This is a genomic window from Vibrio sp. CCUG 15886 (assembly GCF_028570825.1).
In the GTDB taxonomy this organism is placed as follows: domain Bacteria; phylum Pseudomonadota; class Gammaproteobacteria; order Enterobacterales; family Vibrionaceae; genus Vibrio; species Vibrio vulnificus_B.
Window position 1 is genome coordinate 1 of the sequence record NZ_JAQQBT010000010.1, and the last position, 25,881, is coordinate 25,881.

Sequence of the window (25,881 nt, forward strand, 5' to 3'; positions counted from 1 at the left end):
GGTTGAAAGCACCGGTCTTGAAAACCGGCGTACGTTAATAGCGTACCTAGGGTTCAAATCCCTATCTCTCCGCCACTACATAGAAAGCCTGCAAAGTAATTTGCAGGCTTTCGTCATTTCTGACGTTTGGATGTTGGCTTGAAATGACTTTGTGTCTAGTCCTGAAGTAAATGTCACATTGAAGACAGATCATCGCAACTTCACATAATCCCTGAGCCTGTGTTAAGCGTACTTAGCATGATGACACTCTAAGCTCTAAATTTTAGGCTATCGAGATGGGTAAGTGGCGTTATAGGCACAGGCAAACTAGCAGACAAATAAAAAGCCTGAGAGTTATCTCAGGCCTTATCTACAGTCATATATGTAGAGCAACTTAAAATGGTTTAGGTGCAAAGCCAGTCATGACTTCCAAACGCAGTTCTTTACCCATTTTGGTCATTGGATGGACGATCACTAGTCCTTTGACGCTTTTTTTCAGTTTACCGATATCGGCTTGTTCTGCTTTGGTGATCTCACGAGAGAAAGGTAAGTCGAGAATACTCTTGCGCTCTTTGTTACGCTCGTAGCTTTGCTTGTGCTTGAGTTGAGAGAGTTTCTTGCTAACTTGGTCCACTTCATCGGTAAATTTGCTGATCATTTCATGATCGCCACGAGAACGGGCTGCGTCTAGTTTACGCTGGCAAGCATCAAGACGGTTGTGCAGCTGTTGAATATCAGTTTTTAAGCTCATGGGTGTGTTCTCTGTGATAAATGGTCGTGAAGTATATCACATTGATAAAAAGACTCGCTATAAAGAGAGTGCGGTTAACAAGTGCTTAAGCGTAGGTAACGAACATCAGCGAAACTGCGTCCTGAATTGTTTCGGTGTCATCTGTTTCAAGGCTTTAAAGTGACGGTTAAAATTAGAGAGATTCTGAAAACCAGTTTGTTCCGCAATTAATTGGATGGGTAGGTCCGTCCGGGTGAGTTTTTCGCACGCTTTGCCGATTCGATATTGCTTCAAATGCTCCGAGAAACTGCAGCCATAGTGTTTAGCAAAGAGGCGATAGGCAGAGCTTTCACTAAGATGTAAAGCATGGCAAAAATCGTCCATTCGAATGTTTTTGGAGTAATGGCTTTCGATGAATGCTCTGGCGAGTTGCAGCCTTTTATTGGTTGCACCTTGTTCATTCACCGCTTTTAGCTGATAAGGCGTATAAGAGACTCTCTGCGCTGCCTTGTCGTCTGATAGGCACATTAGGATATGAATGATATCAAGAGCTTGGTACTTTCTCGGCTTCTGCTCTAATCCGATTAGGCGTGCTGATAGCTCGTTGACGATGTTTGGAGAGAAGAGTAAGCCGTACTTTGATTCCTCTAAAAGAGCGACAATGCTTTGTGCGTCTGGAATCGTACTCACAATATCCAGTATCCACTGATGACTGAACCATATGATCACGGTGTCTAGGGGTTTGGCTACGTGACTGGTCGACTGGCCTGCAACCATATGAGGCAGTCCTGGCCCATAGAGCAGTAAGGTATTGTGAGATGTGGTTCCTATGGCACCACCCGCAAAATATTTCCCTTCAAAGATGCCATCTGAGTCGAGGTAGAAAACCAGTTCATATTCGGTGTGGTAATGCCATGGGCATGCGAACTCTTCTAAGGGAACCTCACAGTGATACCTTTTTACTAACCAATTAAAACTCTCTTCAAGCAGTACGTTTTCGACGAAAGGCTTCATGTTGCTAGGCTATTTCGGTCACCTAATTAATGAAAAGTGACGGAATGATATTAGTTAACGAAGGAATGGCACCACTTTACGCGGGTTCATGAGAATAAACTAGCCGACATATTCAGCATTTATGAAGTCAGTCGGAAATGAGTATGTTGCAAGATCGTACCGCCATTTTATTTGTGATTACCGCCACCATTATCGGCTTGTGTGGCGCGTTCTTTTATCCACTCACCAGCTTGTTTTTGGTTGAACAGTTGAATGCCTCACCGATGATGCTGAGTCTTTATATGGTGGTTGCGGTAATAAGCTCTGTGTCGGTTTCGCAAATGATCGCAGGCAAATCAGACAGAGGCTGGCAACGCAAGACGATCTTGTTGATTTCGGTCAGTTGTCAGCTTGTGACCGTATTTAGCTTTATTTTTATCCGTGAGTACTGGATTGCGATTGTCGTGGTTTCTTTATTAGGCAGCATCAGTGGTGCGGCATTTGGGCAACTTTTTGCTCTGGGACGAGAGTATGGCGACAAGTATGTGACCGACAGCGCGAGCTTTGTTTCCACTATGCGAGCGGGAATAGCGATCGCTTGGGTATTTGGTCCTCCGTTGGCTTTTTTGCTCAAAGCGGCTTATGGCTTTGAAGCGTCATTTACTGTCGCAGCCACCATTATTGCTATGTCAATTTTAGTGATATTTCTTGGTATCCCTAATGTCGAACGTAACCTCCGTGTAGAAAAAGAGCCTAGTAGGACGAATGGGGGCTGGGTATCTTCAGTGAATCCGTTGGTGTCTATTTATTGCCTCATTATCGTGCTCGCGTTTGCTGCAAACAATCTCTACATCGTTTCGATGCCGTTGTACTTGTCTCAAGAATTGAAAGTCGATGCAAACTGGCTTGGCGTGTTGTTTGGAGTGGCTGCGCTGTGCGAGATTCCAGTGATGTTGTGGGCTGGGAAGTTGGCCAGGAGATGGAGTGCATTGACCATAATGAAAGTCGGCATTGCTTCAGGAGTGCTTTTCTACAGCGTGATGTTATTGGCGACCAACTACACGCACCTTATTGTTGCTCAAATACTGAATGGCATTTTTATCGGGACCTGTGCAACGCTGGGGATGGTTGTCATGCAGGATATGATGAAAGACAAATTGGGCACCGCTTCCACTCTGTTTTCCAATATGTTACAGCTTAGCATGCTGGTTTCGAGCTTGTCGGTTGGCGTTGTTGGCGAGCTATTTAACTACTACAGCAGTTTTTACGTAAGCTTATTTGGCGTTTCTTTAGCACTGATTTTACTGATCTGCTGCCAAACTAAGCTCGCCGCTTCTACAGCGCTTGTGCCAAACTCAAATTAGCCCTAGGAGAGAGCTGTCTGTTATTTTGCTCGTCCGGTATAGTGTGGGAAACGCTTTTCTTAAACGGTGAATGATGCGATTACTGTTGATGCTATTGATACTCAGCACTGGCTCAGTTTGCTTTGCAAACGAGCAAGTTGATTGGGTGAAAGTGGATAAATCAAAACGGCGACTTTACCTCATGTCGGGTGAGGAAGTCATACGTGAATATCGAATCGCATTGGGCAAACAACCAAAAGGGCATAAGGTTCAAGAAGGGGATCAACGTACCCCTGAAGGGATTTACACGTTGGACTATGTGACAGAAGAGTCTTCCTTTTATCGCTCTGTACACATCAGTTACCCGAATCCGATAGACAGCTTACTGGCAAAGGAAAAAGGGCTCTCTCCTGGTGGTGATATCAAGGTGCATGGCCTGCGTGATGGTGAACAGCGAGATCCGCGATTTGTGCAAAGCTTTGATTGGACGAACGGGTGTATTGCACTCACCAACCAAGAGATGGATGAGTTTATCCGCTTAGTTAAGATGGGTACCCCTATTCATATCGAGTGGTAATCCATCTCTTTCTGTTATTCGGGTTGCAAATGTTTCTTGTGTGATCTTTTCAATCCATCGACAACAGTTCGTTTTCTTTTTAATTAATGGTTAAGTAATTCTCACTGAGTGAGAATTTACTCGCCCACCGTGTCGCGATATCGGTTGCGTTTTGGCATTATGTTTTTGCTCAATAAATATCCTGCTTATGTCGGGAAATAATAACCAACGAAGAGATTCATCTTCGAACAAGTAAAAGAGTAAAACTTTTGAATTCTGAACGTAAAGCTGCCAGCATTTTAATTCTTGCAACAATCCTTTCTGCCTTTGGGTGGATTTTTTCTAAAGAGACCATACAAGGGCTGCCGCCATTTGGTTTTGTCGGTCTGCGCTTTTTAATCGCCTCACTCTGCTTACTCCCCTTTTGCTACCGTTCTCTGTTTAAAGCCAGTTGGGGGGATGTTCGCTCCGCAGCGTTAGTGGGATTACTCTTAGCCACGGCCCTGATGAGTTGGATTCATGCGATTTCCATCAGCGACACCTTGGGGGAAGGGGCATTTATCCTCAGCCTCTCCATGTTGATGGTGCCCTTTGTTGCTTGGGTGCTGTTTAAGCAAAGACCCAAACGCATTTTCTGGGTCTCTTTGCCGATTGCCGCGTCGGGGTTGGCTTTCCTCTCTTTGGCGGATGGTTGGCAGAGTTCGGTCAGTCAGTTGTGGTTTCTGTTTAATGCGGTTGTTTTGGCTTTGCACTTCAATATCAACAGCAAATATTCGCAAACACTCCCCATCTTGGTTTTAACCTGTATTCAACTGTTTGTGACGGGGGTGATTGGTTTGTCGGCCAGTTTGCTCTTCGAAAGCGTGCCAACTCATATAGAGCCAACGATCTGGGCTTGGTTTGCGGCGAGTACCATTCTCGCTACTGCATTGCGATACGTGATGCAGACAATGGCGCAAAAGCAGATCAATCCTGGCAATGCGGCGCTTATCATGATCCTCGAACCGGTTTGGACTGTGATACTGAGTGTGCTGTGGTACAGCGAATCTCTTTCGACCAACAAGCTTGTTGGCTGCGGTCTGATCTTATTCTCACTGATTTTGTATCGGACAGACGGTAAGCTAAGCTTGTTAGTGAAGAGTCGAAAATCCGTATAGAGAGCGTGAAAAATCGCCAACTTATCGACTCATATATCGTGAAGGGAAGAGTGGTTAGACGTTTCAACTTAATTATGTCTTATTGGCCAAATAAAATGGAAGTGGTTGGCGTAATCAGCATAAAATTGTGATCTAAGTTGTACTATGTCAGGGAATGAATGATGAAAATAGGGGTAATTGGCGCTGGATCAGTGGGCGTGGGCATTTGTAACTACCTTCTCATGATGGGAAGCGTCAGTGAGTTGGTGCTATTGGACCAGAACTTAGAGCGGGCGGAAGGGGAAGTGTTTGATTTTCGCCATACAGCGGCGCTGACCTTTTCGAAAAACACCCATATTATTCCCACCAAAGATTATCTCGATCTACTCGCGGCCGACATTGTGGTGATCACCGCAGGCGCACAGATCAAACAAGGACAAACTCGAATTGATATTGCAGAAATTAACGCCAAAATTGGGGTTGATATTGCACGTCAAGTGGAGCGAGTTGCACCTAACGCCATCTTAATCGTTGTTTCGAACCCATGTGATTTGGTGAGTCATTTTATCGTTAGTAACACGACCTTTAAACCAAACAAGGTGATCAGTAGTGGTTGTGTGATTGATACCGCACGTCTGATGACCATCGTTGCTAACCGTGTGCAACTTGATCCCAAAAATGTCTTCGGTTACGTATTGGGGGAACATGGTAGTCACTGTTTCACACCGAAAAGTTTGATTTCTATTGCTGGACAACCTGCCGATTATTACTGCGATACCAATCATATCAAGCGTATTGATGCTGATGAGTTACTGGAGTCAGTCAAACAAGCGGGTTATGAGATTTTCAAGCGAAAGCACAACACCACTCATGGCATCTCTGCCAGCGTGTTTCGTATCATCCAAGCCATTATGATCAACGAGAAATCCGTTTTGCCTGTTGGAACCATGTTGTCCGGGCAATATGGGCTCGACAATGTGCTCATGAGCTTACCAACGGTGGTGGGTAAGCAAGGTGCAGAAAAAGTCTTGATGCACCCTTTTAGCGACGAAGAGCTCTCAACGTTGGCGCGGATTGCGGAGAATGTTACCGCCGTTGTGAATGAAGTGGCCCAAGTAACAGGGTTAAAAGCGTAAAGCAACCTATGCAAAATCGCCTGATTTATACAGGCGATTTTTGTTTATAACTCATGAATTAATCTCAAAAAAAGCCCCCTCGAAGACTCTGGCAACCCACCAGCGCGTGATGAATAAAACGACAAATCTGTTGACTCGTAACGACAAATTTATTTTTCTTTCAAATCATTAACAATTGCCTAATTATGCGCGTGACCCCCAGCATGGTGCTGGTACTGTTTGGATTGCAAACTATGAAAATGTTCATCAAAGGATTGGTTCTGAGCGCGCTCTCATTTAGCTCTCTTTCTCAGGCAGAGAATGAAGTGCTAAACGTTTATGCTTGGGGAAGTTACTTACCTGAAGCGTCATTAAAGGCTTTCGAAAAACAAGAAGGTGTCACGATTAATTATTCAACTTTTGAAAATAATGAATCGATGTACACTAAGCTTAAGTTGCTGAAAGGGACGGGTTACGACGTGGTTTTCGCTTCGGCCTATTTCATTGAAAAAATGGGACGTGAAGGGCTACTGACGAAGCTAGATCATAGCAAAATTCCAAACATGCAAGACACCATGGATGGCCTATTAGGCCAAGCCCACGATCCAAACAACGATTACTCGTTGCCTTACATTTGGGGTATTACGGGCATCAGTTACAACGAAAGCATGGTTGATGCCCCAGTGACACGTTGGGCTGATCTGTGGGACAAGAAATACGCACAACAAGTTATGCTCATTGACGATATCCGTGACGTATTTGGTATGGCACTAAAGCTAAATGGCTACAGCATCAATACGAAAAACGAAGATGAGATCAAAAAAGCCTACGAGTCCTTGGTTGCGCTAAAGAACAATGTCCTGCTTTATAACTCAGACGCACCTCAAGTGCCTTACGTCTCTGGAGAAACGTCGGTTGGTATGCAATGGAATGGCAATGCTTACCAAGGTCAAGTTGAAATGCCAGAGCTTAAGTTTGTCATGCCTGAAGAAGGTGCGGTTATGTGGATGGATAACTTCACGATTCCGTCAGGCAGCAAGCACAAAGAGCTCGCACATAAGTTCATCAACTTTATGTACCAGCCTGAGCATCAAGCAGAAATCGTTAACAGCTTAGGCTATGCGTCGGCTACAAACGCGGGCAGAGCGCTGTTGCCTGATGAGCTAAAAAACAACCCAACGATTTTCCCAGCGGATGCTGATGTGAAGAAAGGGGAGTTTATTAATGATGTGGGTCCAGAAGCGCTCGCCATTTATGAGAAATACTGGCAGCGTTTAAGAACACAATAAGCACGTTTTATACCTAAGGAGCGCAATGCGCTCCTTTTTTATTTTCCCGAAAAATTCCATTTCAATAATCACAATAAATGCATTTAACTAATTGATATAAATGGCTTATTGAAGCTTTTCGTTGGCGATGTAAGTTTTGTCTTAGTGGCTCACAAAAACAGAAATATGAGCTGTGTCTTGATGTTTGTGTACCTCTTTATTGGTACATTGTTCTGATTATTTTGATAAAGTGACACAATGAGTGTTTAGCTCGATTCGTCGTCGCCACAAGTAGCAGACAGCATGCGTTCAATACCGTTCTATTCCGTTTTATTGCCATCCATTCTTATCTTGCCATCCAGTGTGGCAAGTGAGGATCTTCTCAGCTTATTAGATATGCCACTGTCTTCTTTGGCTGAAACAAAAGTGGTATCCGCAACCAAAACATCACAAAGCTTGGCTGATACCCCTGCCTCGGTTTACGTCATCACCGCTAAAGAAATTAACCGCTCAGGTGCTCGCTCGGTGGCCGATGTGCTTGCGTTGGCGCCAGGACTGCATGTGGCTAAATTTTCTAATTATGATTGGGGTATTACCGCACGTGGGAGTAATCAGCCATTAAGCAATACCCTATTGGTGATGGTTGATGGACGCAGTGTGTTTAACCCGATGTTTTCGGGTGTTGACTGGGATCTTATCCCCGTCAGTTTAGCCAATATCGCGCAAATTGAGATCGTCCTTGGTCCAGTAGGTACCATATGGGGTGGCAATGCGGTGACTGGTGTGGTGAACATCATTACCAAAGATCCAGAAGAGGCTGACAAGGCGACACTGACCGCGCAAGTGGGTAACTTCGACTATCAAGAGTATCAAATGCGGCATGCTGCACCGCTTGGTGAATATGCTTATGTCAGTGGTTATCTGGAATTTGTCGAACACAAACCTTGGACCAGCGAAGAAGCTCGCGTGCAACCGCACCAAGATTATGCGGTGTATACCGAGCGTTTTGGTGCACGTTTGGATTACCAATATTTGGCTAACACGATTAGTGCACAAGTGGGTGGGATTCGTTCAAAAGAAGATTACCAGTGGGGAACGCTTAATCCCTATTTTCTCTTCCCAGACAGAGCCGATATTGATTTCTACGACACCAAAATGACGATGGAAGAGTACTTTGCTGGCGTGCAACATATCTATGACCACCATTCAGGGAATCGCTGGCATAACGAAGCGTGGCTAACATACAGCGCGAACGACAGTACGGATAGAAATGCCCGATTCACTCGTCTCGACCTCGATTCTCATATTGTGGTGCAAGATTGGTTTGGTAGCCAATTGACGATTGGGGGAAATGTCCGCCTCATCGACGAAGAATTTGGTACCTATTCGCCGCAAGAACATTTCTCCATGCCTTACTTGCGTATTGCTCAACAAGCAGATTTTTTCAGCCAAAGCTATGGTGTGTATGTCAATTGGAATCTAGAAGTGACGGAGAAAACCGATCTCATTTTAGGCAGTCGCTGGCAATACAATAACCTGACCAAAGAGGTAGATGCGCAACCGCAGGTGCGCGCCAGCTATGAACTTGCTGACAATCAGCGCATATGGGCAGGTTGGGGCAAGGCGATTGTCACGCCATCTCGCCTTGAGTTGACCACTGCGCTGCAAAGTAACAATTACATTGAAGGTGCACTATTTAGTGACGGCAATCGATACGACTATTTCTATTCCTTCATTTATCAAGGAAGTGAAGATTTACGTGTAGAAAACGTGGAAACTTACGAACTGGGCTATCGAATTTGGTCCGATGAAGTGTGGCAGTTCAGCGCAGGCACTTATTACAGTAAGCACCACAATATTCGAGCGTATGCGGGTGTTGCTTCGAGTCAAATTGTGTTGCCTGGAAACTCCTCACCTGGCACGGTCGGAACCGTGATCGAGCAGTATGTTTCACAGTTGGTGGATCCCCTTTGGTCAGAAACCGTCGGAGGCGAATTAGCCTTCAAGTGGGCACCGATTGATGCTGTGCAACTCAACATGAATTACAGCTACAAGCGCATTATTGGTCATTGTGAAGGGGCGATTTGTGGTTCAAACCAAGCCGTGAAACGTGAGTTAGAGAACCAACCTAACCATTTTGTCAACGCTCAGCTCATGTGGGACATCACTCCGCAATGGTGGGCGAGCAGCACACTTCAATACATTTCAGAGTCACAAATGCACTCGGACTATACCTCCGATGAGCGTTACCAATGGCCGGAAGTATTCAGTGTGGATATTGCATTGAGCTGGCAGCACAGCAAGGCGTATCCGAGGTTGACTGCTGTGGTGGAAAACCTTGGAGCAGACCAAAGTACAGAGTTTCCACAAGCGTTTTCCCCCTATCAAAATGGGGTGCAGTACTGGCTGACGCTAGCTTGGTCTCCTTCCATGGAGCAGGGTAGTGCCCTATGAGGCAGAGTAGGCTAAGCGCGAAATTGCTTTGTCGAGTCGCACTTTTTTGGGGGGTGTATTGTCTTGCTGCCCCCGCTTGGCCTAAATACAGCGATGAAGATTTGAAAGCGGTGTATTTGTATCGTTTTGCCTCGCTGGCCGATTGGCAATCGACGCCTTTAGCGCAGCAGAAGACACGCTATTGTGGTGAATTTAATAGCGTCATCGCCGAACGCTTAAAAGCCATAGTGGAAACTCAGCCTGAGGCGGCCACTTTCTCATACTTAGAGGAGGTGGACCCGCAAGAGTCCTGCCATTTGGTGTTTGTCGAATCCAATCCTCAGACGGCACTGCCGACACTCCAGCTGCGCTACCCTCACGCTCTGCTGGTGGGAAATGGTGAGAAGTTTGTTCGCCTCGGGGGGATGATCGCCTTTATTAAAGTGAATAATCGCATTTTGCCATTGATCTCTCGTAAGCATGTTGAACCAAGCCAGATTCGCTTGAGAGCCCAATTGTTGAGTATTGCTCAGTTGCATGAGGAGCCCACTCAATGATGACCAAACGCTTTGCCCGTTTACCGCTGCGCTACAAGATGACGCTGCCGACATGGTTGCTGTTTACCGTGATATTTGTCTGCGTCGGTGGGGCGGCCATCAAAGTGATCTCCTTGTCTCACTACGAAGGCTTGCATGGGCGCATTAAGATCCTTTCACAAGGGGTGGCCAGCACTTTACAAGCGGCGTTGACTTTCGCCGACGCAGCAACGGCAAAAGAGCAGCTGAACATTTTGACCTTTGACCCCGACATCATCGCGGCACAAGTCAAAAGTACCGATTTGCTGACCAAGGCCGCGATCCATCGTCTACCACAAGACTGTTACTGGGATGACCTCAATGTGCTGTGCCGCAACCAAGAGATCATGAGCTTAAGTCAAGAGGTCGTCTTGGGCAGTGAAGTGCTGGGTGAATTGGAAGTGTGGGTCTCATTGGAAGCCTACTTTGAACGAAAACGCAGAATGTGGCTCACGCTTGGGGTGATCGCCGTGACCTTATCATTTATGGTGTGGTGGTTTGCTCGTGTGCTGCACAATGTCTTTGTCATGCCACTGACCTCATTGCATCGCTCTATGGAGCAGATGTCACGTTTTGGCGTGTTGAAAAAAGAGCTGCCGATTTACCACGATGATGAACTGGGCAAGCTAACCCGCTGCTTTAACGAGATGGTGATCAGTCTGCGAGATCGAGAAAGCGATCTGCAAAACGTGCTCAATGACTTGGAAGCGCGCAACCGCTATATCCAACGAGCGCTGGGTGCCATGCGCCGAGGGGTATTGGTTGTGTCTGAAAACAAAACCATCAGCTATTTCAATCCGGCGGCGCAAAAAGAGCTGAAGATTGAACGCGAAGGAGAAAACATCGCGCAGCGACTTGAGGCTTATTATGAGCCTAAAATGGCGGTGGATGCGTTAATGCACTCCATCGTCAATGGTTGCAAAGGCAAAGCGGTGGAACTGCGTGCTCGTGATGGGGAGCGAAGATACCGAGTCACCTGTCACCCAATGTCGGAAGGCAAAGAGACATTGGTTCAGTTCGAAGATATCTCAGAAGCCTATTTGGCTGAGCAGCGCCGTAAGCTTATTAGCTTGATGTTTGAACAAAACCAAGACGCGATTTTGGTACTCTCACGTACATTCTCGGTTGAAACACAAAATCTCACCAGTCTGCGTTGGTTTGGCGAAGTACACCGATTAGAAGAGATTCACGGTTATGACTCTTTGCAGTTTACTCAAGCAGAACTCAAAGTATTGATGAAAAGCGGTTGTTTGATTCGAGCCATGGAAGTGAAGTGTCAAGATGGCAGTCTGTTACCTTGTCAGCTGAAACTCAGGGTACTCAAAAGCACCTCCGGGCGTGTAGAAGCGTTCGTGGTGACGCTAAGTGATCTATCAGTGGAAAGAGAGCTTAAGCGTTTAAATTATGTGGCGAATCACGATCCGTTGACGGGTTTAGCCAATCGCTCCCACGCCTTTCAATCTTTGCAAACTGAGCATGACCAAGGCAAAGATCAATATCTGCTCTTTTTGGATTTGGACGGTTTTAAAGCCGTCAATGATCAGTTTGGTCACGCTATTGGGGATGATCTGTTGCGAGTGGTCGCAAAACGGCTAAAGAACAGCGTGTTTAATCGCGATTTGGTGGCTCGTCTCGCGGGCGATGAATTTTTAATTGGTATTCGAGATGCGCATACTTACGTGCCTGTGGTGGAACGCATTTTAGAGCAGCTACAACAGCCAATCAGCATTGATGGATGCTTATGTGATGTCACTGCGAGTATTGGCGTGAGCCATTGGGCAGTCAAAGATGGCGTTTCTCTTGAGGAGCGGATACATCATGCAGACGAAGCGATGTATGTTGCTAAGCGACTTGGGAAAAACCAATATTGCTGTTTGCAAGACGAACTCACTGTTTAAGCTAACAAATTATGTTGATTTAGATAAATCTACTTTATCAATTCCTTATGTGAAATTTGATCCTGTGGGCAGAGTTTATACAATTTTATAAAAGCGAATTGAATGAATGGTGTTCGGTGGTATTTTGGATATGAATGGAGCAATAGCTCTATTTGTATCCAATCAAATCATAGAAGGACAACAGATGAAAAAGAAAATAATACTGTCCGCACTCTGTACTTTAGCGCTTGTTGGCTGCCAGTCTGAAGAGACAAAAGTGACCAACATCTCTAATGAGAAAGCGGAAGATATCGTCAATACCAAACGTGAGCTTGCCAAGCAACTGGGCGAAAACTACAGCTCGGTTGAATCCACGCTTCGTCAAAACATCAACGCTCAGCAACTCAATGTTCCCATCTCCACTTTGGTTGAGCAGAAACCACAGGCGCAAATGAGCCGACGTTTCGTTCAAGCCGATGAACAAATTCGAACATGGAAAGGCGTGAGTGAGTACACCGACGAGCTGCTTGAAGTTCGCCTTGCCAATGAAGCGATGCTCGCGGTTTGGCAGAAAGGGGACGTTTCACCACTGTTTGCTTTTGAACCCAGTGGTGATGATGAGCTTTGGCAGTACATTGAAGCATTTGATATCAACGGCCAGATCCACCAATTGGATGTTTACAACATGCCTGATGTGCCAGTCATTGTTGTCGATAACAACAGTACAAAAGAGCTTAAAGCAGGCCTACAAGCCATGCAGGCGGAGATGAAACGCCTAGGGCAACCAACGCAGATTCAGCCTTATGTGGTGGAAAAAGGACGCGATGCAGCCCCTCGCATGGCACCGCAGTACAACCTTTCTGCAGAAACGACCGCGCCAATCCAAACCACACAGCTTAAGAAAATCCGCTTATCTGACGACCAAGAGCCTTGGATCTCAGGCAAAGCTGAGATCTATGCCATTGTGACGGGGGTGAATCCGAGCCGAGATGAGCCAGCGTTGGATCTTGTGGAGATGCCTTATCTGGATTATGACAACAAAGATTATTACCCCAATCAAATTGTGATCCATTGGTCCCGCTATCGCTGGGGTGCCGCGGATATGGTGTTGATGGAACAAGATGATGGCACGGACTACAAACAGCTAGCTAAGTTACTAGTTCAGGTTGCAGAAGAAGTGTTGAAAGCGATTCCTGATCCAGAAGTTCAGGCATACGCGATAATCCCGCAGATCACCAATAAAATTATTGATGCGATCCCTGATGGCGTTTTAACCAACGATGACGACTTTGTCGACGTGTACTACACGCTCATGCAAGATACGTCATATGTGGATCATCCAGGTGCTGGGGTCAATGCGGTGGTGACGTTGGAGCCTTTGACGATTAATCCAACGCGCCCGTAGTTCTTAAGTAAGAAAATCTCAGGTAAGAAAAAGTAAAAAGGCCGAGTTCAGTTGAACTCGGCCAATTCCAGACGCGCAAGCGAAAGCGTCGTAAATCTGCATCACATTGGATATGCATGCAATTTAAAAGCTTTTTCCTTTAGGTGTAAATACTTTAAGACAAGCTTTCATAATAATTTCATATTTCCTGAACTAAAGTCTTAGTTCTTATGCATAAAAATAGCGCATTAGATGCGCTATTATGAATTTCTATTCTATAAAGACGGCCGTACCACTGGCTGAAACCATCAGCATGCCATTGCTCTGTCCCAAGACTTCATAGTCGATATCAACACCGACGATCGCATTGGCACCCAACTCACGAGCTTTTTGTTCCAGCTCTTGAAAAGCAATCGTTCTTGCTCTTTCCAACTCGCGTTCATACGTACCAGAACGTCCACCAACCATGTCTCGAATTCCGGCAAAGAGATCTTTAAACAGGTTCGCACCCAAAATGGCTTCTCCTGCAATAACGCCTTTGTAAGCGATGATTTTTTTGCCTTCGATATGTTGAGTCGTTGTAACGATCATATTTGTCACCCTCTTTTGGTTAAAAATGCAATGTAAAGTATTCACTGAGGGAATGGATTTAATCTAACTTGCGTCTTGATGCATGGCAAGCAGGAATTTTTCTCATTTTGGTATGAAGTCATTCCTGATCCAATTGCGCAGCGTTAAAACACTTTCGTTTTTGAGTTTGCTAGGATGGCACACCCAATAGAAAGCGAGATCAGGATTCACCACACTCGGGCCTACTTGAGTGAGCAGTCCGGCATCAATGTCATCTTTAACGAACAGTTTATGGGTCACTAGCACGCCCAATCGTCTTATGGTTGCTTGAACCGCCTGAACCGAAACTAAAAACTGCAAATGCTTATCGGTTTTAGGTAGTGGGAACTGCTGCGCTTGGCACCAAATATCCCAATCGTTTTTTCTCCGCTCATTCGTTACGGTGATGATGCGCGATTGGGCCAGCAGCTCGGGCACCGAAGGCTGATGAGCAAGTAACTCTGGGCTGCAAACCAGGATCAGTTCATCGTCACTGAGTTTTTCACAGTAGTAATCTTGCCATTCATCAGGGCTACCATGGACCAGTGCTACGTCGACCCCTTGTTGCTCAAGATGAAAAATGCCCGTCAAATTGGAGAGCCGAACATCTAGGTTTGGCGCAAATTGTTGTAAGTCATCCAAACGTGGGATCCACCAGTGCAGAGCGAGGGAGTTCACCATGTTGAGAGTTATTCGTCCTATGTCATTGGACTGCGCCAACTCTTCGGTTGCTTTAACGATCTGCTCTAGTGCTGGCGCGACTTGTTTGTAATATTTCTTACCATGATTGTTTAAGCGAACGTGTCGGCCCACTCTTTCAAACAGCGGCCGATTGACTTGAATCTCTAGTGATTTTACCGCTTGGCTGATTGCAGAATGGCTAACATGAAGCAGATTGGCCGCTTCGGTCATACTGCCCGTTTCTGCCACCGCGACAAAAGCATAGAGAGATTTGAGTGGCACTTGTTTTCTCATGTTATTTTTCCTTACAGATATGGTCAGTATTACTCGCTATTTTCACCCCGCATATCCGCCTAAAATGAGCGGGTAATGAGGAGTAGTGAAATGCACACATTAGACAAATCTATCTTATATATGCTCCTGTCGACATTGAGTTTATCGGTGACAGGTCTGATTTCCAAATATTTAGTCGATATTGTTCCTATCGAATGGTTTAGCTTTCTGCGCTTTGCTTTGCCAGCCGTTTTACTATTGGCTCTGTTAAGAATAACTAAAATAAAAATGCCAAATAAGGCGGAAATGAAACCCTTGCTCGGCCGCGCACTGTGTATTGCCCTCTGCCAACTCTTTTTCCTTTGGTCGCTTCAACATCTGAGTTTGGTGGAAAGCGTGGTGCTCTTTGCCACAGGCCCATTGTTTATGCCGTTGCTTGAGCGTTTCTTGTTCAAAACCAGTGTGTCGAAACTGACGATAGCGGCGTTGTTGGCTACATTTGCCGGCGTAATACTATTGGCAGGGAAAGAAGGGGAGTTCTCATTGAGGCTCGAATTGCTGGCAGGTTTAGCTGGGGGAGTGTTCAACTCGGGCTCTCAACTGACGCTCTATCGAGCCAGTAAGAGCGCGCTGTCACCCAAGGAGATTAACTTCTGGACATTCAGTTTTGCCGCCTTGTTGCTCCTGCCTGTTTTAGCGTTTGTCGATATCGCAGCGCCAGAGGCAACATCAACGCTGCAAACTTGGCTCAGTGCGCCCGTGGCTATCGCCTTGCTGACGATTTCTTGTTTGATCATCAATACCCAAGTGAACAGAGCTAAAGCGTACCGGTTAGCGAGCAGCGGCTCTCAGTTAGCACCATTGATTTTTACCAACTTACTGTTTACCTCGGCTTGGCAATGGCTGTTTTTTGATGAGTCGTTTTCTCTTTGGCAAATCACCGGTTTGGGATTGATCATTTTCGCCACCATGCTCAACGTATTGTAGCCGATGATCATGTCGCGTCCTCCGTTTCTAAAACAGAGGCAGGCGTAATATCAGAACTGGTTGCGCATGTAGTTTTTCACCCGCTCAATGTGCGATTCTCGGTCTATCTCAGACAACTGGCTGCGGTTAACAAATGCGCTGGCATATTTCTGGTCCACTTTTTGGATCAGGAACAAGAGATAGATCTTAGGGTCAATGTGCCCTGATGTTGCCATATTGGTCATGATTTCCAGCGATTCTGCTAATGTCTTGCCTTTCTTGTAAGGGCGATCCGCTGAGGTGAGCGCTTCAAAGACGTCCGCAATGGCCATAATACGTGCGGGTACGGAGAGCTCTTCCTCATGAAGACCGAGTGGGTAGCCTTTACCATCCATTCGCTCATGGTGCCCCCCGGCGATTTCAGGGATGTTTTTTAAATGCTCAGGGTAAGGTAGGCGATTAAGCATAATCTGCGTCTGGATGATGTGATCATTAATGATAAAGCGCTCTTCATCCGTGAGCGTGCCGTAGCGAACCGTCAGGTTATGCAGTTCGCCACGATCGTACTTGTACGCTCCCGGCTTGAGTACATACGCTTGCTGCCAGTGTTGGCTTGGGTGGAATCCTGCTTCCCATGGCACTTTGTGTACATCTTTATCTGCCAGCAATGGCTCCATCACGGGTAATTCAGGTTTGTTGCGGTGCCGTTGCTGTTCAATCCAAGAAACGCCCAGTTGATCATCAAGCGTTCGCTTCCACTGGCGCTGGGCAATTGTGTTGAGTTTTTCAATATCGGCTTCGGCCATTGACTCACCCCCCGCATTACAGCGTGCCACAAAAGCAAATTCATCGTCCAACTGACGATGGAGCATGGTGAGGTGTGCTTTTGCCGCATCGGGATCTTCCCCTTGGCAGCGTGCACGCCAATAGTCCACTTCCCCTTGCAGTTTGAGCAATTCAAAACGCATACGAACTTCATGAATGCGATCGTAAATGGTTTCCAGTTTTGTTGCTTTATCCACCACGTATTCTGGTGTGGTGACTTTGCCACAGTCGTGCATCCATGCCGCGAGTCTGATTTCTTCCCATTGTTTGGCATTTACCTTAAAGCTAGGGAAGTATTTGTTGTCTTTCTCCACCACTTCCGTCAGCCAAGTCACTAACTGTGGAACGCGTTGACAATGCCCGCCAGTGTAGGGCGATTTGGTATCGATCGCGGAGGCAATGAGCTCGATGAAGGCGTTGAGCATCTCTTTTTGTTGTTGCATTTGGTCAATATTGTCTTTAGCGATTTCGGCAAAACTGAGCAGCTCACGTAAGAATGCGTGCTTGGCGAGCTGTGTTTCACTGGGTGGGCGCTCGTAGCCTACCGTGACAATGCCAACCAATTGTTTTTCACGGTTAAGGAGTGGGAAAAGAAAAATATCTGAGTTAAAAATCGTGTCCTGATGGCGTTTTAACGCATTGGTGGTGCGATCAAGGTGGATGGTATCGCCCTCCTTGAGTTGTGCCATCAACCAAGGGGTTTCATTGACGAAATCATTGATGTCGACCTTGAATGGAATGATGGCGTGATTGGCGGCCAAAACCAGCTTTTTCTCTTCTTCCGACTGAATGTAGAGCAAGATGGTTTCAGCCTTGGTCACCAAATACGCTTGGTGCGCAATGGTTTTGGCTAACACTTCAAACTCTTGGTTACCAGCGGTATCACGCAATAATCGCAATAAATCGTGCAACGTGTGTTCCATCAACTCGATGGAGCTGGTGAGGTTAGAGACCTCTTTGATCATGCTCTGAGGGTAGCGTGTTTTCTTAAAGTTAAAGCGTGCGATGTTGTCTGTCAGATACACAAGATTGATCAGGGGCTTTGAAAGCCGATTGGCCACTAGCCACACCACACAAAAACAGACGGCAAGAAGAAGAATCGCCGTGAGCACCTGTTTGTCACGCATCGAGAGTAGATCCGCCAAGATCTCATCGGTGGGTGAGGCTTCCGCCAGTGAAAGCTGCACTTTGTCAGTGAGAAAAACCGGCGTCATGGTGATTGACCAATCCAAGCCGTTGAAGGTGGCGGTTTCAAATAGGGTGGTCGGGTAGCCAACTTTAGCAAGCAGCGAGGCAAAAATACTGGTTTTAAGCGCTTGTTGCTGTTCGCTGACATCGGCTTGAATGTCTATGCCAACTTGGTGCTGAGCCAGTAAACGTCCCTCTTTATCGAGCAAGGCAAGGCGAGTTCGATCTGAATAAGCGAGCTGTTCAAGCTGGTTTGATAAGGTGGCCAAAGTGAAGTCGGCTCCCACCACATATTGCCCATTCACCGAGCGTCGAGAAAGCGTCACCCCGTTGGTTTTCAGAAAGTAAAAAAAATATGGCTCTGTCAGTCTGATCTCGCCGTCCATTTCGGCGTTGATAAACCAAGGTCTCACTCGAGGATCAAATGTGTTGTCATTGGTCTTTTTGTAGTCGATTCGTTCAAACTGGCTGTCGAGAAAGATGAACTCATTGGTGCCATCCACATGGGTATTGTTAATCAGGAAAAGCGCGTTCGCTGGAGCGGAAAAACTTTGGCGTATGGTGGGCGAATTAAGCATACGATATTGGGTGAAAGTCCCGCTTTCAGATGCGTGATACAGTGCGACCAAATTGGGATTTTCTTCAAAAATATGGGCCAGAGCGCTTAACCACGGTTTTAGCTTGTTCTCATTGTTGTATTCATCAAGAAAAGCACTCACAGCCATAAAATCCAACGTGGTTAAAATTGGACCAACAGAGGTTTGAAATGCCGATTCCAATTTGTGAGCGTGCTCGTTACTCAGCCCTTCGGCACTTTTAGTCAACAAGGTCTGCGAGTGGTTGTAGCTGATGGTGATCAGAACAATACCAACAACCGTTGTCAGCACTAAAAACAGACTCGTGATATGAATACTCAGCGGGTAACGTTGTTTCTTCATGAGCGCTCCAGGTTCGCGTCTTCGTTTCAATCCTTGTCACCAAACAACCACTCGGTGTTGTGGGCGAAATCGAGAGATCGCGCCTACTTTGGATAAGTATTGTCGAAATTATGCCGCTTGCCAAAAAATAACTGGTTGATTTTTAGCCTGTATAGGCTAGCGTGTTAACTAAACAAGCAGGGAGGCTAGAGTATGCTGACATTGAATTATCATGTTGAAATCGACGCGACACCGGAGAAAGTGTGGCAAGTGCTGACGGATCTTGAATTGTATAAACAGTGGGCGACAGCGTTTTCTCCTCACTCACAATTTGATGGTGTCTGGCAAGAAGGGGAAGACATCAAGTTCTTTGACCCAGACATGGGAGGCACGCGTGCGGTGATTGACGCCATTGAACCGCAGCAGCGGATCGAACTTCATCATGTTGCCATCTTTAACCCTGAGCATATTCAAGACATAGACAGCGATGTTGCCATGAAATGGATTGGCTCGACGGAAAGTTATCAGCTGCGCCCCAAGGATGACAAACTGCTGTTGATGGTGACGATCACCACGCACAGCGATTTTGTTTCCATGTTCAATCATGGTTGGGAAAAGGCGCTGCCCCTGATAAAAGCGCTGAGTGAAGAGTAAACTTATTTCACATCAGATCGTTGAACTACGAAGTGTCGTACAATGTTGATGTCAATCCGATTAAGTGAATTAGAGAAGTGAAATGGAACTGAAGATCGACACGCACAGTCATACTTATGCGAGTGGCCACGCCTATAGCACGCTGATTGAAAATGCACGTAGCGCAAAAGAAAACGGCTTGGCCATGTTTTGTACCACCGACCACGCAGAATCCATGCCAGGCGCGCCTCACTATTGGTTTTTCGCCAACCAGCGTGTATTGCCTCGTTTCCTCGAAGGCGTGGCGATTTTACGTGGCGTGGAAGCCAATATTCTCAATACCGAAGGCGAGATTGATCTCCCTCTCAGCGTAGACCCCAACTTGGATTGGGCGATCGCCAGTTTCCACGAGCCAGTATTTGCGCCGTCCAACAAAGAAGCGCACACCCAAGCATTGCTCAATGTGATTCAAGGTGGCCGAATCGATGCCTTAGGGCATTTAGGTAACCCTCATTTTGACTTTGATTTCCATGCCGTACTGCACTGTGCCAAAGATCATAACGTGGCCATCGAGATCAATAACTCCACTCTGAAAGGGCACAGCCGAGTCGGCAGTGTCGAGCGTTGCTACGAGATTGCACGCGTAGGCAAAGCACTTGGCGTCTATTTTACCACGGGCAGTGATGCTCATTTCTGTCAGGATGTTGGCAAGTTGGATCTCGCTAGCGAGCTACTGGACTCTGTCGGCATTGATTCACATCGTGTGATTACACATAGCCCATCGCAATTTCTCGATTTTCTTGAGTTAAGGGGTAGAGGGCCTATCGACGAGTTGGTGTCATTACGTCAGTGATCTTTACAATTTCTTTACCCTATTTTCAGACTTCATAGAGTACACTTGCTGCGGAAAAATAAAGACAACAAAACTCGGAGAAGTAATGAAGTTAAGTAAAGTATTGTTAGGCTCAGCATTGGTGATGGTCTCTTTTACTGGCTTGGCCAACCAAGAAAGCAAAGTGGATTTAAAAGCCAACATGAAAGAGATGAAGTTGGAATTTCGTCAAGCTGCGGAAGCTCAGGATATTGAGTCTATGCAAGCGGCTGTTAACCAATTGCGCTCGCTGGTGGAAAACTCAAAAACCGGCGAATACGCACCGGAGAAAAACGACTTGTATCATGAAGGTTTTAACAAACTGACAGTGGCGCTTGATAAAGTGAATGGTGAGCTTGAGCAGGGAAATCTTGAGGCTGCCAAGCAAGCTCTGGTTGAAGTGGATGAGTTGCGTAAAGAATACCACGAGAAGAAGAAAACCAGCATTTGGGGCAAATTGTTTGGTTAAGCCGATCTGCCAATCTCGATACTGAGTAAGTCAGCACTACGCTTACCATAATATGAATCCGTTTTAGCAATAAAAGCCGCCTGACTACTCAAAGGCGGCTTTGTTGTTTTGGCTCATAAGATTCCCTGAGCCTAGAAGAATCTAAGGGCCATGTTGGGAGGCTAAGGCTGGGTTATTTGCTCACACCACACACAATTCTGGCACCGCCGCCGCCCAGAGGCATTGGGTGATCAGAGTGATTGTCAGCCCCAGCATGGATCATCAGAGCGCGGCCTTGGACATCTTTTAACGCAACACGAGGGGCAAGCACTGGCTGTGACGCGTTACCTGATGCATCAACAAACAGTGCTGGTAGATCGCCAAGGTGATTGTCTTCTGTCCATGGATAGCCGTGTTTGCCACTATTTTGCGGATCATAATGCCCACCAGCCGCCCCTCCTAATACCACTTTGCCGTCTTTGTTGCTGCTCTCACAGCTTCCATTGGCGTGGAGATGAAAACCGTGCAGGCCACTAGGTAGCCCCTTAAGATCAGGAGTAAACACCGTTCCGTAGTCACTTGAACTGATGGTCACGGTGCCGAGTGTTTGATTGCTGGATAAGTCCTTCATGTCAACGCTCAAACTCTGCGCAAATGAAGAGGTCGAATAAAGCAAAATGGCAGCAAGTAAGGTGTGTTTATTCATTATTTTCCTCCAGAGGAAATAGATGTTATAGGTTATTGTTTCGCTAGCGATTTTAGCACTTCAGATTGACCGTATATTTCGGCAAATTGTTTCAAATCCAGTCCCGCTTTGTTGAGCAAATCGCTGGGGCAGTCTGCTTGATAAAGATCCTTAGCAATACCAATTTCACGTTTGAGTAACGCCCCCATCAGCGCGGTATTGCCTCTCTTATCCTGTAAACAAGCATTGGCACCTCTTGCCAACAACAGTTGAACAATCTCTCGTTGGCCTTGATAGGCTGCGACCATCAATGCGGTATAGCTTTGGTAATTCCGTTGGTTAATCGGAAAACCGGCATCCAAAAACTCATTGATGACTTCGCCATTACCTATTCTAGTGGCATCAAAAAATAAACCGATGAGGGATTGATAAAGATCTTCTTGAACTGTGTCAGTTTCGCTCGAAATCGCAAAGGTGGAATAGATCGTCAGTGAGCAAAACAAAATAATGTGAGTAAATCGCTTCATTGGTATCTCTCCATTGAGCAAATTTGGCCCATAGAAGCCCTGTTTTTCGGGGCAGAAAAGAGCAGAATTTTCTTCTATGGGCCAAAACTTTTTACATCGACGCCAGTTTAGTGACTTGTTTTAAATTGACGTCAGTCGCTTTGGCTAGACGAGTGCCATACTCTTTGTCTGCACGGTAGAAGTAGCTCACCATGATGGCTTTGACTTCGGCATCGTTTACCTTGTTTAAATCGCCAGACAGGTTGTGAATTAAGTCCGCCTTGTCTTGTTCGCTCAAGTTGCGGTAAAGCACGCCGGCTTGGAAGAAATCTCGCGGATTGCGGATTGCCTGCTGTTGAACATGGCCAGAAAGTGGCGTTTCTACTGCTCTCGCTTGTTTATCCACGGTCAGATTAACCAAACGGCTCGGCTCGTAATTCACGTCTAAGCTATCCACATTTCCTAAACCAGTAGAGTTGTTGCTTGGGCCATCTTGGTTGTGATTGGCCACTGGGCTTTTCGGGCTATTGACGGGCAACTGGAACAAGTTGGCACCAAGGCGATACAACTGCGTATCGGCATAAGCAAACAAGCGGCCTTGAAGCAGACGATCTTCCGAAGGTTCAATACCAGGAATAATATTGGATGGCGCAAAGGCAGATTGTTCTGTCTCTAAAAAGAAATTATCGGGTACACGATTGAGCGTCATGGTGCCAACCTTTTTCTCAGGCACATCCAACCAAACCTTGGTGGCGTCTAGACCGTTGTAATCGAGTTTTGATAACGCTTTTGGAGAAAGCACTTTGACGTAAAGATCCCACTTCGGAAAGTTCCCCGCGTTAATCTGCGTATAGAGATCGTTAGTCAGGTGATTGAAATCTTCCCCTTGCACTTTGGTCACTTCCGCCGGGCGTAAACTCTTCACACCTTGTTGGCTCTTCCAGTGGAACTTAACGTAGTTCACTTCGCCTTTTTGGTTGATCCATTTGTACGCGTGCACACCAAAGCCATCCATCGTGCGGTAGCTCGCTGGGGTGCCTAAATTGGTGTAAACCCAAGTCAGCATATTGGTTGCGCTTGGTTGGCTACTGAAAAAATCAAAAAAACGATTCGGATCTTGAAGATTGGTGACCGGAGACGGTTTTAATGAATGCACCATATCAGGGAACTTGATCGAGTCACGAATAAAAAAGACGGGTAGGTTGTTGCCAACAAGATCCCAGTTGCCTTGGTCGGTATAAAATTTTGTCGCAAATCCACGCGGATCACGCAGAGTTTCTGGTGAACCTTTGGAATGAATCACAGTAGAAAAACGTACAAACACTGGGGTTACTTTTCCTGATTGAGCAAAAGGAGAAGAAAGAGTTAAATCACTGAAATCACCAGATGCGACGAATTCACCATGCGCACCTGTACCGCGAGCATGCACTACGCGCTCAGGAATACGTTCTCTGGCAAAACGCTGAAGTTTTTGGATCAGGTGAACGTCTTGCAGCAATACGCTGCCGTTTTCCCCTGCGGTTATCGAATTCTGGTTGTCACCAACGGGTGCACCATTGTCACGAGTAAGCGTTTGAGCGTGTACCGAAATACTCGCCAAACCCATCGAAATTAATAAAAAGCTTTTTGACATATGCATGGTTGCTCTCCAATGCGTTGCACCAACTTACTTGTCTATTTATGCCAAGTTGGTTATCAAAAGCTCTTTTCTGCCCAAGGGAAATATATCCCTATAAACCGTATTTGTTTAATGGGAATTATCGATAGATTTAATAGATAAAAACGATGTAAATCCAATCGCTTAGCCTTTATGGAAGCAAGATCAAACTTAAAAGGAAGAGAATGCGGAGGTGAGAATCGTAACGAAATGCGTGATTTCTTGTGATAAACAAATCACTTATTCACCTCCATTTTGCAAGGATTAACGCTTTGCTATAACATTTCTAGCAAATTGTTAAACAACGGTTATGATGCGTTTATCTTCTTTCCATCGTTCAATGCTCGTGGCGACCGCGTTAAGCTGGGTGTTAGTCACGTTAATGCCTGTTATCAATGCTCATGGTAACAGAGCAGGCGTATGGGCGACGCTTTGTACCGTTAATGGCTTTGAACTGGTTCAAATAGAAGAAGGCGAAGAGGTGCCTACTCACAGCGGTAAGCCTTGTCCATTTAGCCATTTTTCTACTTTCCATCAAGATTCGCTTCCAACTGCACTTGTTCTTACACGACAGAGCTTGGTTATTTCAGACAGCTACACTTTTTTGGCTCTAAGTGTACGATTTGAAAGGCAAGTTCCGCGCGCGCCACCTTTCACGACGCTGACTTAATACAAAACCTAAAACAACACTCATTTAAGTAAAGTCAACACGCTCATAGCGCACTGTTTCCTCTTCGGTTACGGTGTTTTTTAGCGTTCGCAAAAGGAATTTATAAAATGTTGAGCGATCACTCTAAGACCGCCAAACCCAGCTCGCGTGCAAAATCTCGCTACTTTCTCACCTGGCGTTGGCATTTTTATGCCGGGCTCTTTGTTATCCCCTTTATGCTGATGCTCAGTGTCACTGGGCTTGTGATGCTGTTTGATGATGAAATCGAATTTGCTCGCTATCAATCCATTCTTCAAGTTACGCCTCAACATCATGAGGTATTGCCATCGGCTCAGCTGGCCAACGTGCAAGCGCGTTATCCAGAGGGTACCGTTACCCAATTTGTGCCTGCGAAACAGGCAGATTTAGCTAACCGTTTTAACGTCAAGTTTGTCGACGGCACCTCCCGCTTTGTCACCGTGGATCCCTACACTGGTGCGGTACTTGGCACGATTGATCGCAGTGACAGTTGGTACCAATTGGCGAATGATATCCACGGAGAGCTGCTGATGGGGGAGTATGGCGATTACCTCATCGAAGTGGCAGCCAGTTTGTCTATTTTGTTACTGGTGACGGGGATTTACTTGTGGTGGCCACGAGATAATGCCAGCCGTGCGGGCTTTTTGCGCTTGCGTTTGAACTCAGGCAAGCGCGTGATGATGCGAGATCTGCACGCCAATCTCGGTGGGCTAACCAGCATTATTCTGCTCTTTTTCTTGCTTTCCGGCTTGGCGTGGGCAGGCATTTGGGGAGGCAAGTTTGTGCAACCTTGGAGTAGCTTTCCTGCGCAGAAATGGGACGATGTGCCGCTTTCTACCCTCACACACCAAGATCTGAACCATGGCAGCGAAGAAGAAATGCCGTGGAATCTGGAACAAACGCCACTGCCAGCCTCTCACGATCACAGCAATATGGCGGATTCAGAGCATCACACCATGATGGAAAACATCGGCATTGATGCCATGGTGAGCAAAGCGCGTGAGTTAGGATTTACCCACTACAAACTCAATTTTCCTCGCTCAGAGACAGGCGTCTTTACCCTTTCTGCCAACACCATGAGCGGCGACATTATCGACCCAACGCAGGATCGCACCAGCCATTTTGATCAATACAGTGGTGCGTTATTGGCTGATGTGACATGGGAAGATTACAACCTCGTCGCCAAAGCCATGGCGGCAGGGATTGCGCTGCACCAAGGAGACATCAGTGTGTTCAATAAAGTGGCCAACGCGCTATTGTGTTTGGGCTTTGTGGTGATTGCCGTGACAGGGGGAATCATGTGGTGGCTTCGTCGTCCTGTTGGTCAGGGTAAGCTGGGCGTGCCCGCAAAATTTGCCAGCGATGGCGTGTGGAAAACAGCGTTGGTGACGCTCGTGGTGATCGGTGTGCTCTTCCCGCTGGCGGGCGCAAGCATTGTGGTGGTGTTGCTACTCGATTGGCTGCTGTTTAATCGTGTTGAACGTTTGAAAACGGCGTTTAGCTAGCCGTTAAGCCCATTGGTTTGAATCGAGTTATTTGAATCGA

23 protein-coding genes are annotated in these 25,881 nt (G+C 46.4%); 15 read left to right on the forward strand and 8 right to left on the reverse strand.

Translation table 11 applies throughout. From position 1 onward, the window contains the following. Positions 1–373: 373 nt before the first annotated feature. Together PQQ36_RS16165 and PQQ36_RS16170 are read right to left on the reverse strand one after the other, a co-directional pair. Positions 374–730 (reverse strand): YibL family ribosome-associated protein, encoded by a 357-nt coding sequence (locus PQQ36_RS16165; RefSeq protein WP_011082311.1) that lies wholly within the window; start codon positions 728–730, stop codon positions 374–376. A gap of 105 nt (positions 731–835) precedes the next feature. Beyond that, on the reverse strand, positions 836–1,723 hold the full coding sequence (locus tag PQQ36_RS16170; protein ID WP_130250621.1) for an AraC family transcriptional regulator: 888 nt from the start codon (positions 1,721–1,723) through the stop codon (positions 836–838). Positions 1,724–1,866: 143 nt separating this feature from the next. Between PQQ36_RS16170 and PQQ36_RS16175 the strand changes: the two genes are divergently transcribed. The 9 genes from PQQ36_RS16175 (at position 1,867) to PQQ36_RS16215 (ending at position 13,410) form a co-directional block, all read left to right on the forward strand. Then, on the forward strand, positions 1,867–3,066 hold the full coding sequence (locus PQQ36_RS16175; protein ID WP_273661794.1) for a sugar efflux transporter: 1,200 nt from the start codon (positions 1,867–1,869) through the stop codon (positions 3,064–3,066). 73 nt (positions 3,067–3,139) lie between these two features. Then, complete coding sequence (locus tag PQQ36_RS16180; RefSeq protein WP_273661855.1) at positions 3,140–3,622, forward strand: L,D-transpeptidase family protein; 483 nt, start codon at positions 3,140–3,142, stop codon at positions 3,620–3,622. A gap of 248 nt (positions 3,623–3,870) precedes the next feature. Continuing rightward, positions 3,871–4,758 carry a DMT family transporter gene (locus PQQ36_RS16185; protein WP_038963686.1) on the forward strand — a complete coding sequence of 296 codons (888 nt, stop codon included), beginning with the start codon at positions 3,871–3,873 and terminating at the stop codon, positions 4,756–4,758. 161 nt (positions 4,759–4,919) lie between these two features. Beyond that, the gene (locus tag PQQ36_RS16190) at positions 4,920–5,873 is read left to right on the forward strand and encodes a lactate/malate family dehydrogenase (protein WP_273661797.1); all 954 of its coding nucleotides are present in this window, start codon (positions 4,920–4,922) and stop codon (positions 5,871–5,873) included. Between the two features lie 233 nt (positions 5,874–6,106). Beyond that, positions 6,107–7,141, forward strand: coding sequence for an ABC transporter substrate-binding protein (locus tag PQQ36_RS16195; protein ID WP_015727516.1), 1,035 nt, complete (start codon positions 6,107–6,109; stop codon positions 7,139–7,141). A 282-nt stretch (positions 7,142–7,423) separates the two neighbouring features. Then, positions 7,424–9,574, forward strand: a complete 2,151-nt coding sequence (locus tag PQQ36_RS16200) for a TonB-dependent receptor plug domain-containing protein (RefSeq protein ID WP_206636160.1) — start codon at positions 7,424–7,426, stop codon at positions 9,572–9,574. Further along, positions 9,571–10,110, forward strand: a complete 540-nt coding sequence (locus PQQ36_RS16205; protein WP_072610467.1) for a YfiR family protein — start codon at positions 9,571–9,573, stop codon at positions 10,108–10,110. Before PQQ36_RS16200 ends, PQQ36_RS16205 begins: the two co-directional genes overlap by 4 nt. Then, entirely contained in the window at positions 10,107–12,026 is a 1,920-nt protein-coding gene (locus PQQ36_RS16210; protein ID WP_225463441.1) for a diguanylate cyclase domain-containing protein, read from the forward strand. The genes PQQ36_RS16205 and PQQ36_RS16210 overlap by 4 nt, the downstream gene beginning before the upstream one ends. A 184-nt stretch (positions 12,027–12,210) precedes the next feature. Beyond that, a complete protein-coding gene (locus PQQ36_RS16215) occupies positions 12,211–13,410 on the forward strand; it encodes a DUF3103 domain-containing protein (protein WP_273661799.1) in 1,200 nt (399 codons plus the stop codon). A gap of 249 nt (positions 13,411–13,659) precedes the next feature. Here the strand turns inward: PQQ36_RS16215 and PQQ36_RS16220 are convergent, their stop codons facing one another. After that, positions 13,660–13,980: a heavy metal-binding domain-containing protein gene (locus PQQ36_RS16220; RefSeq protein ID WP_108679131.1), complete on the reverse strand. Its 321-nt coding sequence runs from the start codon at positions 13,978–13,980 to the stop codon at positions 13,660–13,662. A gap of 102 nt (positions 13,981–14,082) precedes the next feature. Next, complete coding sequence (locus PQQ36_RS16225; RefSeq protein WP_103194710.1) at positions 14,083–14,973, reverse strand: LysR substrate-binding domain-containing protein; 891 nt, start codon at positions 14,971–14,973, stop codon at positions 14,083–14,085. A gap of 90 nt (positions 14,974–15,063) precedes the next feature. On the opposite strand from PQQ36_RS16225, the gene PQQ36_RS16230 reads away from it, so the two are divergent. Then, on the forward strand, positions 15,064–15,939 hold the full coding sequence (locus tag PQQ36_RS16230) for a DMT family transporter (RefSeq protein ID WP_273661803.1): 876 nt from the start codon (positions 15,064–15,066) through the stop codon (positions 15,937–15,939). 50 nt (positions 15,940–15,989) lie between these two features. Here the strand turns inward: PQQ36_RS16230 and PQQ36_RS16235 are convergent, their stop codons facing one another. After that, a complete protein-coding gene (locus tag PQQ36_RS16235) occupies positions 15,990–18,869 on the reverse strand; it encodes an HD domain-containing phosphohydrolase (protein ID WP_225484515.1) in 2,880 nt (959 codons plus the stop codon). A 192-nt stretch (positions 18,870–19,061) separates the two neighbouring features. On the opposite strand from PQQ36_RS16235, the gene PQQ36_RS16240 reads away from it, so the two are divergent. From PQQ36_RS16240 to PQQ36_RS16250, 3 genes are all read left to right on the forward strand, one after another. Then, positions 19,062–19,502, forward strand: coding sequence for an SRPBCC family protein (locus PQQ36_RS16240; protein ID WP_011082327.1), 441 nt, complete (start codon positions 19,062–19,064; stop codon positions 19,500–19,502). Between the two features lie 82 nt (positions 19,503–19,584). Further along, a complete protein-coding gene (locus tag PQQ36_RS16245; protein WP_273661808.1) occupies positions 19,585–20,334 on the forward strand; it encodes a phosphatase in 750 nt (249 codons plus the stop codon). 85 nt (positions 20,335–20,419) lie between these two features. Beyond that, positions 20,420–20,821 (forward strand): cytochrome b562, encoded by a 402-nt coding sequence (locus PQQ36_RS16250; protein WP_011082329.1) that lies wholly within the window; start codon positions 20,420–20,422, stop codon positions 20,819–20,821. A gap of 172 nt (positions 20,822–20,993) precedes the next feature. Here PQQ36_RS16250 and sodC read toward each other — a convergent pair whose 3' ends face one another. The 3 genes from sodC to PQQ36_RS16265 all read right to left on the reverse strand — a co-directional run bounded on the left by sodC (position 20,994) and on the right by PQQ36_RS16265 (position 23,630). Further along, on the reverse strand, positions 20,994–21,506 hold the full coding sequence (gene sodC, locus PQQ36_RS16255) for a superoxide dismutase [Cu-Zn] SodC (RefSeq protein ID WP_273661810.1): 513 nt from the start codon (positions 21,504–21,506) through the stop codon (positions 20,994–20,996). Positions 21,507–21,538: 32 nt separating this feature from the next. Next, complete coding sequence (locus PQQ36_RS16260) at positions 21,539–22,012, reverse strand: ankyrin repeat domain-containing protein (RefSeq protein ID WP_011082331.1); 474 nt, start codon at positions 22,010–22,012, stop codon at positions 21,539–21,541. 91 nt (positions 22,013–22,103) lie between these two features. Continuing rightward, the gene (locus PQQ36_RS16265; protein WP_273661813.1) at positions 22,104–23,630 is read right to left on the reverse strand and encodes a catalase; all 1,527 of its coding nucleotides are present in this window, start codon (positions 23,628–23,630) and stop codon (positions 22,104–22,106) included. Between the two features lie 331 nt (positions 23,631–23,961). On the opposite strand from PQQ36_RS16265, the gene PQQ36_RS16270 reads away from it, so the two are divergent. Further along, entirely contained in the window at positions 23,962–24,318 is a 357-nt protein-coding gene (locus PQQ36_RS16270; RefSeq protein WP_375295045.1) for a hypothetical protein, read from the forward strand. A 107-nt stretch (positions 24,319–24,425) separates the two neighbouring features. Then, entirely contained in the window at positions 24,426–25,841 is a 1,416-nt protein-coding gene (locus tag PQQ36_RS16275; RefSeq protein ID WP_273661815.1) for a PepSY-associated TM helix domain-containing protein, read from the forward strand. Positions 25,842–25,881: the final 40 nt, after the last annotated feature.

What these genes read in the sequence shown, in the direction of transcription:
- PQQ36_RS16270 (WP_375295045.1), top strand. Translation starts at nt 23,962, where the DNA reads ATGCGTTTATCTTCTTTCCATCGTTCAATGCTCGTGGCGACCGCGTTA.
- PQQ36_RS16170 (WP_130250621.1), bottom strand. Translation starts at nt 1,723, where the DNA reads ATGAAGCCTTTCGTCGAAAACGTACTGCTTGAAGAGAGTTTTAATTGG.
- PQQ36_RS16240 (WP_011082327.1), top strand. Translation starts at nt 19,062, where the DNA reads ATGCTGACATTGAATTATCATGTTGAAATCGACGCGACACCGGAGAAA.
- PQQ36_RS16275 (WP_273661815.1), top strand. Translation starts at nt 24,426, where the DNA reads ATGTTGAGCGATCACTCTAAGACCGCCAAACCCAGCTCGCGTGCAAAA.
- PQQ36_RS16195 (WP_015727516.1), top strand. Translation starts at nt 6,107, where the DNA reads ATGAAAATGTTCATCAAAGGATTGGTTCTGAGCGCGCTCTCATTTAGC.
- PQQ36_RS16165 (WP_011082311.1), bottom strand. Translation starts at nt 730, where the DNA reads ATGAGCTTAAAAACTGATATTCAACAGCTGCACAACCGTCTTGATGCT.
- PQQ36_RS16215 (WP_273661799.1), top strand. Translation starts at nt 12,211, where the DNA reads ATGAAAAAGAAAATAATACTGTCCGCACTCTGTACTTTAGCGCTTGTT.
- PQQ36_RS16200 (WP_206636160.1), top strand. Translation starts at nt 7,424, where the DNA reads ATGCGTTCAATACCGTTCTATTCCGTTTTATTGCCATCCATTCTTATC.
- PQQ36_RS16220 (WP_108679131.1), bottom strand. Translation starts at nt 13,980, where the DNA reads ATGATCGTTACAACGACTCAACATATCGAAGGCAAAAAAATCATCGCT.
- PQQ36_RS16180 (WP_273661855.1), top strand. Translation starts at nt 3,140, where the DNA reads ATGCGATTACTGTTGATGCTATTGATACTCAGCACTGGCTCAGTTTGC.
- sodC (WP_273661810.1), bottom strand. Translation starts at nt 21,506, where the DNA reads ATGAATAAACACACCTTACTTGCTGCCATTTTGCTTTATTCGACCTCT.
- PQQ36_RS16205 (WP_072610467.1), top strand. Translation starts at nt 9,571, where the DNA reads ATGAGGCAGAGTAGGCTAAGCGCGAAATTGCTTTGTCGAGTCGCACTT.
- PQQ36_RS16230 (WP_273661803.1), top strand. Translation starts at nt 15,064, where the DNA reads ATGCACACATTAGACAAATCTATCTTATATATGCTCCTGTCGACATTG.
- PQQ36_RS16265 (WP_273661813.1), bottom strand. Translation starts at nt 23,630, where the DNA reads ATGCATATGTCAAAAAGCTTTTTATTAATTTCGATGGGTTTGGCGAGT.
- PQQ36_RS16190 (WP_273661797.1), top strand. Translation starts at nt 4,920, where the DNA reads ATGAAAATAGGGGTAATTGGCGCTGGATCAGTGGGCGTGGGCATTTGT.
- PQQ36_RS16210 (WP_225463441.1), top strand. Translation starts at nt 10,107, where the DNA reads ATGATGACCAAACGCTTTGCCCGTTTACCGCTGCGCTACAAGATGACG.
- PQQ36_RS16225 (WP_103194710.1), bottom strand. Translation starts at nt 14,973, where the DNA reads ATGAGAAAACAAGTGCCACTCAAATCTCTCTATGCTTTTGTCGCGGTG.
- PQQ36_RS16235 (WP_225484515.1), bottom strand. Translation starts at nt 18,869, where the DNA reads ATGAAGAAACAACGTTACCCGCTGAGTATTCATATCACGAGTCTGTTT.
- PQQ36_RS16250 (WP_011082329.1), top strand. Translation starts at nt 20,420, where the DNA reads ATGAAGTTAAGTAAAGTATTGTTAGGCTCAGCATTGGTGATGGTCTCT.
- PQQ36_RS16175 (WP_273661794.1), top strand. Translation starts at nt 1,867, where the DNA reads ATGTTGCAAGATCGTACCGCCATTTTATTTGTGATTACCGCCACCATT.
- PQQ36_RS16260 (WP_011082331.1), bottom strand. Translation starts at nt 22,012, where the DNA reads ATGAAGCGATTTACTCACATTATTTTGTTTTGCTCACTGACGATCTAT.
- PQQ36_RS16245 (WP_273661808.1), top strand. Translation starts at nt 19,585, where the DNA reads ATGGAACTGAAGATCGACACGCACAGTCATACTTATGCGAGTGGCCAC.